This is a genomic window from Pseudoalteromonas sp. L23 (genome assembly GCF_021728455.1).
GTDB lineage: Bacteria > Pseudomonadota > Gammaproteobacteria > Enterobacterales > Alteromonadaceae > Pseudoalteromonas.
The window spans coordinates 18,895-33,292 of record NZ_JAKKCW010000014.1 but is presented as its reverse complement, the minus strand read 5'-3'; the positions used below and the strand labels follow the sequence as shown (position 1 = coordinate 33,292).

The following is a 14,398-nucleotide window of genomic DNA, read 5'->3' as shown; positions in this document are numbered from 1 at the left end:
CTTTCATTATCATTGGTTAATAATGTAATCAATTGTACTTACTCTCGGCGCACACAGGATGAAACTTACACACTTATCAATACCGGCTTTGGCCTTGCTTACCTTGCCACTTTACGCTCAAGAAGCCCAACAGGAAGATGAAATCGATTTAGTCAAACAGTGCGTGCTAAACGCGGTGTTAACTGGAGAAAAAGATAAAACCATAGAGCAGGTCCGTACCGAATGTGCCGAGGCTGATGCAGATAATACCTTAAGCCAATTAGATAAACGCATGGCGCGTGAACGTGTAACGGAAAAAAACCGTAATGTATTAACACCACATAAGCGTAACTATATTTTGCCAGTTTCTTATATGACCAACGTCAACAGCAGACCATTCGACGGTCTAAAAGCCATTGACGATGAAGACGGCGAGCCAATCGACAACTTTGAAGCCAAATACCAAATCTCGTTAAAAGCGCCTATTTATAAAAATTTTTCGGATAAAGATCAGGCAATCTATTTTGCTTTTACGCTGCAATCATATTGGCAGCTGTACAACAAAGATGTGTCTTCGCCATTTCGTGAAACCAACTATGAACCAGAAATCTTTTGGATTAACTTTTTAGATGATGAAAACGTGCTGTGGGGCGATGAGATGGCCTTTGTACTTGGGATTTCCCACCAATCTAACGGTCGCAGTCAACCAAACTCCCGCTCTTGGAATCGTATCTATGCGAATTTTATCTGGGAAAACCGAGGCTTTGTATTCAGCTTTAAACCTTGGTATCGCTTACCCGAAGACGACAAAGAAGATGCCTTGGATCCACGCGGAGACGACAATCCAAATATCGATGAGTACTTAGGTCACTTCGAGTTTAGTGGGGTATATCGCCACGAAGAGCATGAGTTTGGCTTTATGTGGCGCAATAACTTAAACAGTGATAATCGCGGTGCAATTCAATTAGACTGGTCATTCCCGATTTGGGGAAGGCTGCGCGGCTACGCACAATACTTTAATGGCTACGGCGAAAGCTTAATAGACTATAACACACATACCCAAAGGCTCGGTATTGGCGTGCTACTCACTGATATTCTTTAAGCGCATTCGAATACAAAAAAAGCTCTGAAAACTCAGAGCTTTTTCGTTTGGAAAGCTGAGAATAATTCTCTACTTATTGCGGTTTAATTACCACAAACTGTCCCTCAAATTTAGCAACTAGCATGTCACCATCATAGACATTCACTGGCACCACATATTTTGCTTTGCCAGCCGTCTCTAGCGCTTGCAATTCACCTTCACAGTCCGCAATGGTAACCGTTGCCGCTGGTGCCGTGGTTAAAGGTTTTAGATATTTAATATTGGCGTCAGCCAACACAATATCTCCCTCTAACCCAAGCTCTTTAAGTGCTAAATAAGTCGCCCCCCAGCCCGTTAGCGTCGCCATGCTATATATAGAACCTGCAAACATCGAGTTGTGTAAATTGAGGTTCGCTTTTAAATCAGCCTTAGTGGAAAACTGCCAGTCTGTATAACTTTCTACTTTAATCCCCATCGCATCACTGATTGGAATAGACTCGCGCCAAGTATTTTGTAATACATGGGTCCAATCTGGCTGCCTAAACCAGCCCGGCTCTGTAGGTCGTTGCTTTACCATCTTCCAGTGCTGCACATCGCCATAGGCTAAGTGTGCCTTTTCAACCACTTGATAGCCATGACGTTCGTAAAATGATAACGCGCGCTCGCGAGCATACAAAACCAGCTCTTCTGCTTTTTGCGTCCACGCAATAACCTCAAGCTCGTGTAGCAAACGACTACCTAAGTGATGACCTCGATGCCCTTCTGCAACGGCCATATAGCGTACTTGTGCTTGCTTATGATTGTTAAAATGGAGCCTAGCTACGCCTAACACTTCACCATCATTATTTTTAATGTAGCGATGTTCAGCTTCTTGTTCTAAATCATCCTGTTCGCTGCCACGAGGTTGATCCCATGGCGCTCTTAACACCTGCCAGCGTAACTGGTAATAGGCTTGCCAATCTTCGCTGCTTTGTGGTGAAGTTACCTCAAACATCACTGACTCCTGTTTTGTTATTAGCCTGTTAAATGACTTTGAATCTAGTACGGATACACCCTACAAGATAAGCTCAGTGTAGGGAATAAAATGCGCCAAAACACTTATCCCTTAGTGTAAAAACTGGTGGACAAGCTGGCATTCACAAAATCCTCGTCTATGATGATGTTATCATGGGAGAATTTATTACGCATTCAGGCACTATCAGCAACGATTTTGTGGACCGGAGCCACCAACTAGGACACTTGCTATATTGGCATAAACAAGGCAGAAATAGCATCCAAGTGCGGCAAGAGAAATCGTTGAGATGGCTTCTGATAAACAACACATTACAATCCGTTGTGGAGTTAAACCACCCGGAGCACTTGTTATTTCCTCATTTAAAAACATTCGCGAGTCGCTGGCAGCAAGTCGCCCCGCCGACCAGCGTACTGGAGCTGGGTCTTGGCGCAGGTGCAATCCGTGATTACCTCAATGCCACTTATCCAAATTGTCATATTACCACCATAGATAACAACCCAGATGTGATCCATTGTTACAAACGCTACTTTGGCGGCGACCCTTTGTGCGATGTTAATTGTGTTGATGTATTTAAAGCGTTGCAACAAGGCAAACGCTACGATTGGATAGTGCTCGATTTATTTAGCGAACTTGAGCCCCCCATCTTCTTGTTTCAGCACCAGTTTTATCGCCTACTCAGAGCTGCTATTAATGATGGGGGCCGACTGTATATCAACTTTTTAACTGAGCATGAGTCGCAGCTCAAGCAACTTCAACACTTATTAATTACCAACTTTGGTAAAAAGCCCTTTATCGAAAAAGTGCCGGACTACGCCAACATAATTATCGAGGTTAAACGCTAACACTGGCTGACCCTAGTTTTTTCGTCAAATCACTATTCAACACTAAAATTAAAAGTCACAGGGCCGTCATTCAGTAAACTCACCTTCATATCCGCAGCAAATTGTCCTGTCGCGACTTTCAACCCTGCGGCCTTGGCTTGAGCCACAAAGTATTCGTAGAGTGTATTCGCTTGCTCAGGTGTTCCTGCGCTCGAAAAACTTGGCCTCATGCCTTTTTTGGTGTCTGCCGCCAAGGTGAATTGCGATACAACTAATAGTTCGCCTTCAATGTCTTTTAAACTTAAATTCATTTTTCCCTTGTCGTCAGTAAAAATACGGTAGTTACTAACCTTGTGCAGTAACTTATCCGCCGTTTGCTCTGTATCCGACTTTTCAACGCCTAATAGTAACAATATTCCCTTATCGATTTGACCTACAATCTTACCCTCTACTTCTACCTTTGCTTCGCTGACCCTTTGAATTAGTCCTTGCACTACCTACCTCTTGTGACTGCTAATGATGCTGAATTTTGCACAGTAATAGATCAGCCGCTCGCCTTATCGCTTCTACATAAACGGGGTTAGCACTACAATGCCCAACTCCATTCAAAATCAACAACTGCGCCTTAATGCTTTGTGCTAACTGATGAACCGGTGCGTATCGACACATTAAATCATGCCGACTGTGAATAAACCAGATAGGTAAGTGATTGAGCTGATCTGCATCTGCTGTAATTTGCTGTTTTTTGATAAAGCACTGGTGACTAAAAAAATGCACCATATGCTGTGCTTTGCTGAGCTGTTTGTCTGCTTTGCAGAGCCTAATACCTTGTGTATCGCTATCTGTTGTGATCAGGTTATCCCACTCACACCAGCGCTGTGCCGCTTTTCTTTTGAGTAATTCATCCTCGCCAAAGAGTGCCGAATGATAATGGTCTAGCAAGGATTCCACAGTTTGTGCACCTTGTGCAAAGGCAAGATACTGCTCTGGATAAATTTGCGCGGGGGCACCTTGGCTACCATAAAGCCAATGAAGATCCGCCTCATTACCCAAAAAACTCGACCACAACACCATCCCCGAGACATCTTCACGATGCTGCTCAGCATAAAGAAGTGCCAGCATGGCACCGAAAGATTCCCCGGCGAGTACAATCTTTTGCAGTCCTAAATGCGCACGAATGGTGTGAATATCTTTCAGCAGGTTCGCGGTATTTATATTGCTAAAGTCAGTAGGGGTTGAGTTGCCACAGCCTCGCTGACTAAACAGGATGATGCGGTATTTTTGCGGATTGAAATAACCGAGCACATTACGAGAATGGCCCTGACCTGGGCCACCATGCAGCATGATAAGTGGTGTGCCATCACTGCTGCCATATTCCTCTATGCCCAATTGATGCCCTTCACCTACCGCGAGATGAAAACGACGCAAAGCATCGCCATGTTGATACAATAAGCTCATAACTCCCCCTTCGGGGCTTAAGCTAACCGTTATCGGTAAAAGCTAAAGTCCCTGCGCGTCTGGTGGGTCAAGCTCCGAGCTCGTATCTAATCCTGCGGCTTCCATATCTTGGGTTAAGCACACAGTAAACTCCGCACCTAACAACACCACTATCCAAGATAAATATACCCAAACAAAAAGAATAGGTACTGTTGCGAGTGCCCCATAGATAACTTCGTATGAGGGAAAATGGCTAATGTATAATGCAAAGCCTTTTTTCGTTAGCTCGAATAACAAAGCTGCAAACAAAGCACCCGGAACCGCGGCTCGAAATGACACACTGGTATTTGGTACTAAAGTATAGAGCATGATGAAGCCAACCATAGAAATTAAATAGGGCAACATCTTAATTAGTGCACCACTAAACCCAGGGATCCCTTGATCGGCAAATGTCACTAAAGAAACGATATAAGATGTCATACCAATACTCGCGCCCAATAGCACAGGGCCAAGCGTGAGCACCATCCAATAAATCGCAAATGAAATCATCAACGGGCGTTTCTGCTTTACTCGCCAAATTCGGTTGAGTGTGGTGTCAACATTACGAATAAGTAATAAAGCCACGACGGCCAAAAAACTCACCCCCACAGCTGTCATCTTATTCGCGTTGCCAGTAAACGCACTGATGTGCTCTTTAATGGTGTCCGTCGATGTTGGCACAAAGTTATTGAACACAAAGTTTTCAATTGCAAAACGCGTATCTTCAAATCCAGGAAACGCCGAAAAAATTGCTACACCCACCGCAACTAAAGGGACTAACGATAACAGTGTAACATACGCTAAATAGCCCGCGTTGACCGTGATCTGGTCCTCAATACAACGCTTACTATAGCGGCGCCACCAGCTAGGCTGAGAATGTAAGAATCGCAGTGCTACGACCTTCATTTCGGTTATTCTTTGCATCATAATCAAGTTAATATTCATGGATCACTTTACACATCATAACAATCCCCGCCATAATTTATAGCGCTAAATAGTAATATATAACGACGGTCACATGGCCACTTACTGATTATTGACCTTCTAGAGCCCGGGAGTGCAAATGAAGAAACTCACCTTAAGCGCAGTGTTACTTTTACTCGTTACTGGCTGCCAAAGTGCCTATTACGCCACCATGGAAAAGTTTGGTGTGCATAAACGCGAGATATTGGTTGATCGTGTCGAAGAAACAAAGGAGTCCCAAGAGGAATCACAAAAAGAGTTTCAATCGGCATTGGAAAGACTCACCACGTTAATTAATTTTAATGGTGGTGAATTACAAGAAGCCTATAACCTGCTTAACGATGACTACCAATCATCCCTTGCCGCTGCTGCTGAAGTAAGTAGCAATATAGACAAAGTGGAAGACGTGGCAAACGCGCTATTTGACGAGTGGCAAGATGAACTTGAGCAATATTCGAGTGCAAACCTAAAACGCGAGAGTGCTAAGCAATTAAGTCAAACACAACGCCAATTTGAACGCTTACTTCGCTCAATGCGCAGCAGTGAAGCCAAAATGCAACCCGTACTCGACTCACTACAAGATAATGTGCTGTACCTTAAGCACAACCTAAATGCACAAGCGGTAAGCGCTATTAAAGGTGAGTTTACGGGGTTAAAGCGTGATATTAGCGCCCTAATCGCAGATATGAACCGCTCTATTGAAGATTCGAACAAGTTTATTGCTGAGATGAGTGCACGTAGCGCGTAATAGACAGCATCTGCAAAGATAGATTTCACGATATCAGAAAGTTGCTTCCTGATATCGTGGTAATTTTGTGTGTAAAGCCAGACGTTTAACCTTTATTGATAAGATCTTCAATGATGCCATTCATTTCCATTGGCATTTGCACTAGAAAAAATAAATAAATATCATTCTCATAAATAAAACTATGAAAGTGAAGCTTCTCTTACTTTTCCTATCCCCTACTTGAATTTCTGGTTATTTTCCAGACAGATTAATTGCAAAACAAAAATAACAATTACCAAACAAAAACAAAACAAATTTGATACAAATCAAGATTTTTGATAGCTTATAGCTGTCTCATATTTAGGTAAGTTATGAGATAAATTATTTAAATTAAAAAAGGAAATTTTTAAATGAAATATATTTTAAAACCCCTGTTGGTAGCTGGATTAGTTCTCTCCCCTATATCTTTTGCCCAAGAGCAAATTGAAAAACTCCCTACATCAAAGATTTCTAAAAGTGTATCTGACTTTGAAGCAAAAATGGAGCAGTATGATTATCAAGATGAAGAAAGCTATATACAAGAATATGTATTGGAGTTTGGCAATGGTGAGCCTGAAAAGCTACTAGAGCGCGCATCTTTTTGTCAAGGCCAAAACACTGAGTATATCGTTACTGTTTATACTTCAACTATCAGAGCTGCGGGAACTGATGCAGATATTAAAGTGAAGATTAATTGGGTCGGTGGCTCAACGTCTCCATGGAAATACTTAGACGATACGGGCAGAGATGACTTTGAAAAAGGCTCCGTAGATGATTTCTATATTTATTTACCTAACGGCGGTCAATTGAGTAACTCAACACTCACAATCAATAGCAATAATGCCGGTGACAAAGCGGGCTGGTTTGTGGAGCGTATTTCTGTTGAAGACACATGTTCGGGTGAAATCGCTACAGCTCAGTTCAATCGTTGGATCTCGAAATCCGTCGGTCTAACTTCAACTAGAAGATTACAATAGGCATTACTTTACACCGTTAAAATTTAAAGTGAGCTATCACTTCAATAGTTCACTCTTTAATAGCACACCTACCGTAGCGTAAAACCAGCTACGGTAGGTAAATAATCCTATGTACTAAACGCCATCTCCGGTACGTCATCTGGGCAAATCAATATACCAGCGGTTTTGGCTTGTATTTCCGCGATGCTAACACCGGGAGCTCGCTCAAGTAAATGAAACGCACCACCTTTGACTTCAAGCAGCGCAAGATCGGTTACTATCTTATTGATACAGTTTACGCCGGTGAGCGGTAAACTGCAGTGCTGTAGTAGCTTGGACTCGCCTTGTTTATTCGCATGCGTCATGGTACAAATTATATTTTTAGCCCCAGCGACAAGATCCATCGCGCCACCCATGCCCTTGATAAGCTTACCTGGGATCATCCAGCTGGCAAGATTACCGTGCTGATCTACTTCAAAAGCGCCAAGCACTGTCAGGTCCACATGACCGCCACGGATCATTGCAAAGCTTTCTGCCGAACTAAAAATGGCAGCTCCTGTACGGGCCGTAACGGTTTCCTTACCCGCGTTGATCATATCCGCATCCACTTCCTGTTCAGTTGGATAAGCGCCCATGCCTAATAAGCCGTTTTCCGATTGCAGCATCACATCCATGCCCTGTGGCACATAATTGGCCACCAGCGTGGGGATCCCAATGCCAAGGTTGACATAAAACCCATCTCTTAATTCCTGTGCCACTCGCATGGCCATTTGCTCTCTGGTTAGTGCCACTATGCTTGCTCCTTCACAGTACGTTTTTCGATGCGTTTTTCGAACTGTCCTAGAATCACTCTGTCGATATAAATTCCGGGGGTATGAATTTGGCTCGGCTCGATTTCGCCGGGCTCAACTATTTCTTCCACTTCAACGACAGTAATTTTTCCAGCTGTTGCGGCCATCGGGTTAAAGTTCATGGCGGTGTGGCGATAAATACAGTTGCCAAAACGGTCTGCTTTCCACGCTTTTACAATGGCAAAGTCTCCCGTAATACTCGGCTCTAAAATATATTCTCTATCACCAAACGTTTTTACCTCTTTACCCTCAGCGACGGGTGTACCAACGCCTGTTGCGGTGTAAAAAGCGGGGATCCCAGCTCCACCTGCGCGCATCTTTTCTGCAAGTGTCCCTTGTGGAGTTAATTCAACTTCCAATCCACCGCTCAATAACTGCTGCTCAAACAAGGCGTTTTCCCCCACATAAGAAGCCACCATTTTGCGGATCTGCTTATCCTCAAGCAAAATCCCTAAACCAAACCCGTCTACTCCGCAGTTATTAGAAACCACGGTTAAGTCCTTTGTGCCCGAGTGGCGTATTTGGCTTATCAAACCTTCAGGGATCCCACACAAACCAAAGCCCCCTGCAATCACGGTCATGCCATCACACAGTCCTGCCATTGCTTCTTCGTAGCTTACGACTACCTTATCAAATCCAGCCATCATTCCTCCTATTGCACTGTCCAGCCGCCGTCCAGCACTATGGCTTGACCAGTAATGTTGCGTGACTCATTTGCGAGTAAAAAATTGACGGCATGAGCAATCTCATCCAACCCTATAAAGGCCTTTTTCGGCATTGGCGCCAACATGATATTGTTTATCACTTCATCTTCGCTGATCCCATGCTGTTTCGCTTGCGCGGTAATTTGCTCTTCTACCAATGGGGTTTTTACATAAGCGGGGCAAATGGTGTTCACGGTGATATCGCAGTCTGCGGTTTCCAGCGCCAATACTTTGCCAAATCCCATTAACCCATGTTTTGCAGCGACATAAGCAGACTTATATTTAGAAGCAACTAGAGCATGGATAGAACCAATATTGACGATGCGACCAAAGCCTCCTTTACGCATATGCGGCAATACCGCCTTACACAACATGGCCGGGCCTGTTAGCATCACGTCTTGCAGCAATTGCCATTTATCTTCTGGATAATGCTCTAGTGCTTCAACATGTTGCACGCCTGCGTTATTGATAAGCACATCAATGTTATCGTGCTGACGGATAAAGTCAGCGATGTCTTGCTTATTAGCGATATTGAGTGCAAACGCTTGTGCATTTCCTCCGTCACAGACGATAGACTCGGCTACCGTCTGTGCTTGCGCTAAGTTCAAATCTACGAGCAATAAGCTGTAACCTTGTTTGCTCAGGGCCATCGCGATATAGCGACCAATGCCACTTGCAGCCCCTGTGATCAACGCCGTCTTCATCGTCACTCCTTGATTATTTTGCTAAGAACTGAGCAATGGTGTCAGCCTGTGATTGAATTGAAAAAATACCGTCTAAATGCCCCCAAACGCCTTCTATCTCTGTAATTTGCACGTCTTTATTCTTGGCTTTAAGGGTTTCTGCTAACTTACGAATGGGCTCAGGCCTTAATAACAAGTCATTGCTTGCAGGCATCAACAAAACCTTTGCTGTGATTTTATCGATAGCGCTATCAAAATTACCTTGCATGCCTGCGGTGTATAATTGCGAGGCGCGGACTAAATACAAGATAGAATTCGCATCTTGCGTTTCGGCCCTCTCTCGTGCGCGTGTGGCTAGCGTTTGGCTGAGTTTAGGAAGCTGACGAATATCTTGTTTTGCTTTGGGATCAAGCACAATAAAGTCTGGAAAACTGGCGTTGTAAATAGCGGGGTGCATCGCGTCTTGAGTAATATTAAGCATCGTGGCCGTGAGTCCAGCAAGCGGCCTTTCCCCGTCGTAGTAGTCCCCGCCCTGCCAATTTGGATCAAGTCGGATAGGTAAAGCCCATTTCTCTAACGCCGCAACGGTCCAAGCATCCATCTTTGCCGCGCCAATCACATGAATTAAACGTGACACTTTTTCGGGATAGCGCACCGACCATTCTAACGCTTGGAAAGACCCCATAGACGCGCCCATCACCGCATGTAGTTTGTCGATACCTAAGCTATCCAGTAGTTGCTTTTGCACTTCAACAAAATCACCGATAGTCACCACGGGAAAATCCAAGCCGTAAGGTTTGCCTGTTTTCGGATTAATAGACGCCGGGCCCGTCGTGATCACATCTTTACTATGCCAGTTTGCATTGACCAAAGTATCTGCGCTTATCACAAAGTACTTGTTAGTATCTATCGCTTTACCCGGGCCGATAATGGCATCCCAGTAACCTGCCAATACGTCAGACTCTCGATACTTACCCGCAGCGTGAGATGTGCCAGAAAAGAAATGCGTGATCAAAATTGCATTGCTTTTGTCGGCATTTAATTTGCCATAGCTTTCCCAGCCGACCTTAACGTCAGGAATGCTGACTCCAGACTCCGTAGTAAAATGCGCGAGTGTAAATGACCGCTTTTCAACCAGCATAGGTTTGTTTGTCTCACTGCCATAGACAATATTGCTGGCAACGAACAAAAGTAACAGGAAAATCCGCTTCATTGCTGTATCTCTCCGTTAAAATAAGATGAATAGGGTTAATGCGAGGGCAACGCCCACCAGCGGCACGACCGCAGTCAACGCCGCCATGGACCAATATGCTCGTTGATGTGTTTCTTTACAGATGGCGCGAATAGTTGTGACCACATAACCGTTGTGCGGTAAGGTATCCAAAGCGCCTGAGCTAATAGCTACAACACGATGTAATTGTTCTGGATTGACACCCGCATCAATGTAGTGCGGTGCCACTAAAGGTAACGCAATAGCTTGCCCACCGGATGCCGAACCAGTTAAACCGGCTATTACACTTACCGCCACAGCGGCGCCAAGTAGCTCATTACCGGGCATCTGTGTCATCATATCGACCGCTAATTGAAATGCCTCGGTGTTTTTTGCTACCGCACCAAAACCAACCACTGCACTAGTATTACCGATAGCAACTAGCGCACCTGTTGTACCTAAGTTAATCGCAGCACCCATGTTGTGAAAATGCTTAAAGTTAATCGCGACAATACTGAGTACACCACCAAGTAGAGCTACAATGAGTGCACTTTGCTGCAACACATCATGAAGTGTAAAAGATAAGATCAACACCACGATTAGAGGTAGTACGCCAGTGATTGGATGAGGATAGTTACGTTCATGGATTTCAGGGTCGTCTTCTTTCGCCTCAAAGTGCTCTCCATTTGCCACCGCTTTGGCTATCATCTTTTTCAACCACCAATAGCCAGTAATAGCCATAAACGTGGCAACCACTAGACTGACTTCCCAAGCCGCATAAGGCGACGTACCTAAATATTTTATTGGGATCCAGTTTTGAATTTCAGGGGAGCCTGCCGAAGTCATGGTGAAGGTGACCGAGCCGAAGGCCAGAGTTGCGGGAATAAAGCGCCTTGGTAAATTGGCATCTTTAAATAAGCTGAGCGCCATAGGGTAGACAGAGAAAGCGACAATAAAAACACTGACGCCGCCATACGTTAGTACCGCACAGGCAATCACCACCGCTAATACCGCATGTTTCATACCTAACTTGTCGACAATATAACGTGCCACGCTGTCGGCAGCACCACTGTCTTCCATGAACTTACCGAACAAAGAGCCAAGCAAAAACATGAAAAACCAAGCACTCAAAAAGCCAGCAAAGCCATCCATATAAAGTGTAAGAAAGCTGCTTTCTACAGCTTCTGTGGGAAATAGTGCAACGCCACTCGTTAATGCGACCAATAAAGCGCACAATGGAGCTGCGATAAACAAGTTTACGCCACGGAGAGTTAGCCAAATAAGCAGGCCAAGTCCTCCTGCCAGTCCAAGCATACTGAGCATAAGGGCTTCCTTTTATTGTTATTAATGCCCGTTATAAGTTGATGTGTTGGGCATACTGTTGATGAATATCAGTGTGGCGTGCAGGCGCAATAAAAACCATAGTACTAAGGTTATAGAAGCCCTACACCCCGTGTTAATCCTAGCGTATCAAGGCATTAGTACTAAGGTACTAATAGAAAAACTTTACAACTCTCCTATGCTTTGGTGTGACAACAAGCACCCAAAATGACAATAATAGGGATCACAGGATGAACATTTACCAACCTAGATATTCAGCTATCGCGTTGGCTATTACACTCGCAACTCAAGTCAGCCCAGCGGCAGCAGAACAAGCAACACAATCAGAAGGCAAGCTAGAACGCATCGAAGTCACGGCGCGTAAGACGGTAGAAAACCTTCAAACCGTTCCAGTTGCAGTGACTTCTATCGGTGAAACCGATCTACTCGAAAATGGCATTTCGGTACTTTCTGAAGTCCAGCAGTTTTCACCCAATACCACGCTTCAAGCTAGTCGAGGTACTAACTCTACCCTCACTGCCTTTATTCGTGGTGTGGGGCAACAAGACCCATTATGGGGTTATGAACCTGGTGTCGGCATTTACGTCGATGACATTTATTTAGCAAGGCCACAAGGGGCCGTACTCGACCTCCTTGATGTACAACAGATTGAAGTACTACGAGGACCGCAAGGAACGCTATATGGCAAAAACACCATTGGTGGTGCAATAAAATATGTCACTAAGGAAATGTCTGGCGATGCGACATTTAACGTGGAGGGAACGGTTGGTAGTTATAATCAACGCGATCTTAAGATCACAGGTCAATTGCCGCTCGTGGAAGACACGCTCTATCTAGGTTATGGCTTTGCTACTTTGAATCGAGATGGTTTTGGCGAGTTCAAGGTTTCAACGCTACCCGGCCAAGACAAGGAAAACTACAATAAAGAAATTCAAGCTGCGCGGTTAACTTTGGAATATCGTCCAAGCGACGATTTGTTCTTCCGGTTAGCATGGGATAAAACCGACGATGACTCCAACTCTAAAGGGGGTTATCGCTTGTTGCCGAGCTTACTGACTGACGCCCCCGTGCCCGACAGCGTATTTGATTCTTACACCAGTATGCCAACCTGGAATAAAGTCGAGCTTGAGGGATATAGTTTGACCGCTCGCTGGGATCTTTCTGACGCCACCACAATAAAATACATCGGTGCTAGCCGAGATAGTTACTCCCCGACCAATATCGACTTTGATAATACGCCATTACGGATCTTTGATGTACCCGCCATTTATGATGACGAGCAAACCACGCATGAGATACAGCTAAGCCATGCAGGTAACGGCTATAAATTTGTCTCAGGTCTATATTATTACGATGGCGAATCATGCGGTCAATTCCAAGCAATTTTGGAAGTGTTAGGACAAAGCTTGGGCGCTCCTGGTCTTACGCGAGAAGTCAGTGGTTGTAACAACTCAAATAGTAAAGCCGCGTACATTCAAGGCACCATTGATTTAGCAGAGCAGTGGTCGCTCACATTGGGCGCTCGTTATACTAAAGACAGCAAAGAGGCACAAGTCAGCAATGGTTTGGTCTTTGATGTCGTGTATCCCGAATCAAATTGGATCCCAGGTTATACACGCCCTGCTGGTGAACTCGTACCGTCAGTGCTTGACGATGAAGAAGATTGGTCACGGTTTACACCAAGAGTGGGAGTGGAATATCAATACAACCGCGATATTATGTTCTTTGCCAGCTATGCTCAAGGATTTAAATCCGGCACCTTCAACCCCAGAGCCAGCACCGCAGAGCCTGCTGCAGACCCTGAAATCGTAGATTCATTCGAAATCGGAATGAAAAGCGAGTGGAACGATAATCTAAGAGCCAATATCACGCTATTCACGTTAGATCACAAAGACCGCCAATATATTTCCGTATTGCCCGGTGCAACTTCTGCCGATCTAAACCAACGACTTGGCAACATTGGTAAGTCTACAGCAAATGGTATTGAAGCCGAGCTGAGCTATGTCGCTACAGAGGCGCTGAGTTTTGACGCCGCAATAGGATATATAGACAGCGACTTCGAAGAGGTACTCGACACTAACCCAGACACAGGCGCGACATTTGACAAATCAGACCGCTTTAGTATTTCTAACACCCCTGATTTAACTTTTAACCTTGGGGCGACATACAAACTCTACAGTGATATTGGCGATTGGGTATTCAATGCCAGCTACTACCATCGTGGTGATTATGTCTTATTTGAGGAAGATAGCCTACTGACGCAGGATAGCTATGGTTTAGTCAACCTGAGTATTAATTGGTATAGCACAGACGGCAATTGGCGTGTTGGTCTTCATGGGAAAAACCTGACCGATAAAGAATATATGATAGGAGGCTATCAGTTCGTGACACCAGACCCGAGCGATCCGAGTAATGTGAGTAAGTACACGCCGGGGCTTGGTGGTGATAATACTTTGATAGGCTACTTTGGCGACCCAAGAACCGTTTCGCTTACCGTGGGTTATCGTTTTTAGCACCGAAAGCGAGGCTGCAAGGGAGCCTCGCTATCTCAA

The 14,398-nt window shown here is 44.7% G+C and carries 14 protein-coding genes; 5 read left to right on the top strand and 9 right to left on the bottom strand.

Annotated features, from left to right (window positions below):
• Positions 1–58: 58 nt before the first annotated feature.
• On the top strand, positions 59–1,081 hold the full coding sequence (locus L3V43_RS19145) for a phospholipase A (protein WP_235368588.1): 1,023 nt from the start codon (positions 59–61) through the stop codon (positions 1,079–1,081).
• A 73-nt stretch (positions 1,082–1,154) separates the two neighbouring features.
• On the opposite strand, the gene L3V43_RS19140 is transcribed toward L3V43_RS19145, so the two are convergent.
• Positions 1,155–2,054 carry a bifunctional GNAT family N-acetyltransferase/hotdog fold thioesterase gene (locus tag L3V43_RS19140; protein WP_010607756.1) on the bottom strand — a complete coding sequence of 300 codons (900 nt, stop codon included), beginning with the start codon at positions 2,052–2,054 and terminating at the stop codon, positions 1,155–1,157.
• Positions 2,055–2,227: 173 nt separating this feature from the next.
• On the opposite strand from L3V43_RS19140, the gene L3V43_RS19135 reads away from it, so the two are divergent.
• Positions 2,228–2,917 (top strand): SAM-dependent methyltransferase, encoded by a 690-nt coding sequence (locus tag L3V43_RS19135; protein WP_010607755.1) that lies wholly within the window; start codon positions 2,228–2,230, stop codon positions 2,915–2,917.
• A gap of 32 nt (positions 2,918–2,949) precedes the next feature.
• Here L3V43_RS19135 and dtd read toward each other — a convergent pair whose 3' ends face one another.
• From dtd to L3V43_RS19120, 3 genes are read right to left on the bottom strand one after another with little or no spacing between them, the layout of a single operon-like run.
• The gene (gene dtd, locus L3V43_RS19130; RefSeq protein WP_237117207.1) at positions 2,950–3,390 is read right to left on the bottom strand and encodes a D-aminoacyl-tRNA deacylase; all 441 of its coding nucleotides are present in this window, start codon (positions 3,388–3,390) and stop codon (positions 2,950–2,952) included.
• Between the two features lie 19 nt (positions 3,391–3,409).
• On the bottom strand, positions 3,410–4,354 hold the full coding sequence (locus L3V43_RS19125; protein ID WP_237117206.1) for an alpha/beta fold hydrolase: 945 nt from the start codon (positions 4,352–4,354) through the stop codon (positions 3,410–3,412).
• A 42-nt stretch (positions 4,355–4,396) separates the two neighbouring features.
• Positions 4,397–5,278, bottom strand: a complete 882-nt coding sequence (locus tag L3V43_RS19120) for a virulence factor BrkB family protein (protein WP_237117230.1) — start codon at positions 5,276–5,278, stop codon at positions 4,397–4,399.
• A gap of 157 nt (positions 5,279–5,435) precedes the next feature.
• Between L3V43_RS19120 and L3V43_RS19115 the strand changes: the two genes are divergently transcribed.
• Both L3V43_RS19115 and L3V43_RS19110 read left to right on the top strand, forming a co-directional pair.
• Entirely contained in the window at positions 5,436–6,083 is a 648-nt protein-coding gene (locus tag L3V43_RS19115; protein ID WP_237117205.1) for a DUF2959 domain-containing protein, read from the top strand.
• A 389-nt stretch (positions 6,084–6,472) separates the two neighbouring features.
• Positions 6,473–7,078: a PLAT/LH2 domain-containing protein gene (locus L3V43_RS19110; RefSeq protein WP_010607750.1), complete on the top strand. Its 606-nt coding sequence runs from the start codon at positions 6,473–6,475 to the stop codon at positions 7,076–7,078.
• Between the two features lie 107 nt (positions 7,079–7,185).
• Here L3V43_RS19110 and L3V43_RS19105 read toward each other — a convergent pair whose 3' ends face one another.
• From L3V43_RS19105 to L3V43_RS19085, 5 genes are read right to left on the bottom strand one after another with little or no spacing between them, the layout of a single operon-like run.
• Positions 7,186–7,848 carry a 3-oxoacid CoA-transferase subunit B gene (locus L3V43_RS19105; RefSeq protein ID WP_237117204.1) on the bottom strand — a complete coding sequence of 221 codons (663 nt, stop codon included), beginning with the start codon at positions 7,846–7,848 and terminating at the stop codon, positions 7,186–7,188.
• On the bottom strand, positions 7,848–8,552 hold the full coding sequence (locus L3V43_RS19100) for a CoA transferase subunit A (protein WP_235368591.1): 705 nt from the start codon (positions 8,550–8,552) through the stop codon (positions 7,848–7,850). The genes L3V43_RS19105 and L3V43_RS19100 overlap by 1 nt, the downstream gene beginning before the upstream one ends.
• Positions 8,553–8,560: 8 nt before the next feature.
• The gene (locus tag L3V43_RS19095; RefSeq protein WP_235368592.1) at positions 8,561–9,316 is read right to left on the bottom strand and encodes a 3-hydroxybutyrate dehydrogenase; all 756 of its coding nucleotides are present in this window, start codon (positions 9,314–9,316) and stop codon (positions 8,561–8,563) included.
• Between the two features lie 13 nt (positions 9,317–9,329).
• Positions 9,330–10,508 (bottom strand): homoserine O-acetyltransferase, encoded by a 1,179-nt coding sequence (locus L3V43_RS19090; RefSeq protein ID WP_237117203.1) that lies wholly within the window; start codon positions 10,506–10,508, stop codon positions 9,330–9,332.
• Positions 10,509–10,523: 15 nt separating this feature from the next.
• Positions 10,524–11,828 (bottom strand): SLC13 family permease, encoded by a 1,305-nt coding sequence (locus L3V43_RS19085; RefSeq protein ID WP_193522345.1) that lies wholly within the window; start codon positions 11,826–11,828, stop codon positions 10,524–10,526.
• 248 nt (positions 11,829–12,076) lie between these two features.
• On the opposite strand from L3V43_RS19085, the gene L3V43_RS19080 reads away from it, so the two are divergent.
• Positions 12,077–14,359 carry a TonB-dependent receptor gene (locus L3V43_RS19080; RefSeq protein WP_237117202.1) on the top strand — a complete coding sequence of 761 codons (2,283 nt, stop codon included), beginning with the start codon at positions 12,077–12,079 and terminating at the stop codon, positions 14,357–14,359.
• The last annotated feature ends 39 nt before the right edge of the window (positions 14,360–14,398 follow it).

Excerpts from the sequence above, each read along its gene's own strand:
- L3V43_RS19145 (WP_235368588.1), top strand. The coding sequence starts at position 59 with ATGAAACTTACACACTTATCAATACCGGCTTTGGCCTTGCTTACCTTG.
- L3V43_RS19140 (WP_010607756.1), bottom strand. The coding sequence starts at position 2,054 with ATGTTTGAGGTAACTTCACCACAAAGCAGCGAAGATTGGCAAGCCTAT.
- L3V43_RS19135 (WP_010607755.1), top strand. The coding sequence starts at position 2,228 with ATGGGAGAATTTATTACGCATTCAGGCACTATCAGCAACGATTTTGTG.
- L3V43_RS19125 (WP_237117206.1), bottom strand. The coding sequence starts at position 4,354 with ATGAGCTTATTGTATCAACATGGCGATGCTTTGCGTCGTTTTCATCTC.
- L3V43_RS19120 (WP_237117230.1), bottom strand. The coding sequence starts at position 5,278 with ATGAAGGTCGTAGCACTGCGATTCTTACATTCTCAGCCTAGCTGGTGG.
- L3V43_RS19115 (WP_237117205.1), top strand. The coding sequence starts at position 5,436 with ATGAAGAAACTCACCTTAAGCGCAGTGTTACTTTTACTCGTTACTGGC.
- L3V43_RS19110 (WP_010607750.1), top strand. The coding sequence starts at position 6,473 with ATGAAATATATTTTAAAACCCCTGTTGGTAGCTGGATTAGTTCTCTCC.
- L3V43_RS19100 (WP_235368591.1), bottom strand. The coding sequence starts at position 8,552 with ATGGCTGGATTTGATAAGGTAGTCGTAAGCTACGAAGAAGCAATGGCA.
- L3V43_RS19095 (WP_235368592.1), bottom strand. The coding sequence starts at position 9,316 with ATGAAGACGGCGTTGATCACAGGGGCTGCAAGTGGCATTGGTCGCTAT.
- L3V43_RS19090 (WP_237117203.1), bottom strand. The coding sequence starts at position 10,508 with ATGAAGCGGATTTTCCTGTTACTTTTGTTCGTTGCCAGCAATATTGTC.
- L3V43_RS19085 (WP_193522345.1), bottom strand. The coding sequence starts at position 11,828 with ATGCTCAGTATGCTTGGACTGGCAGGAGGACTTGGCCTGCTTATTTGG.
- L3V43_RS19080 (WP_237117202.1), top strand. The coding sequence starts at position 12,077 with ATGAACATTTACCAACCTAGATATTCAGCTATCGCGTTGGCTATTACA.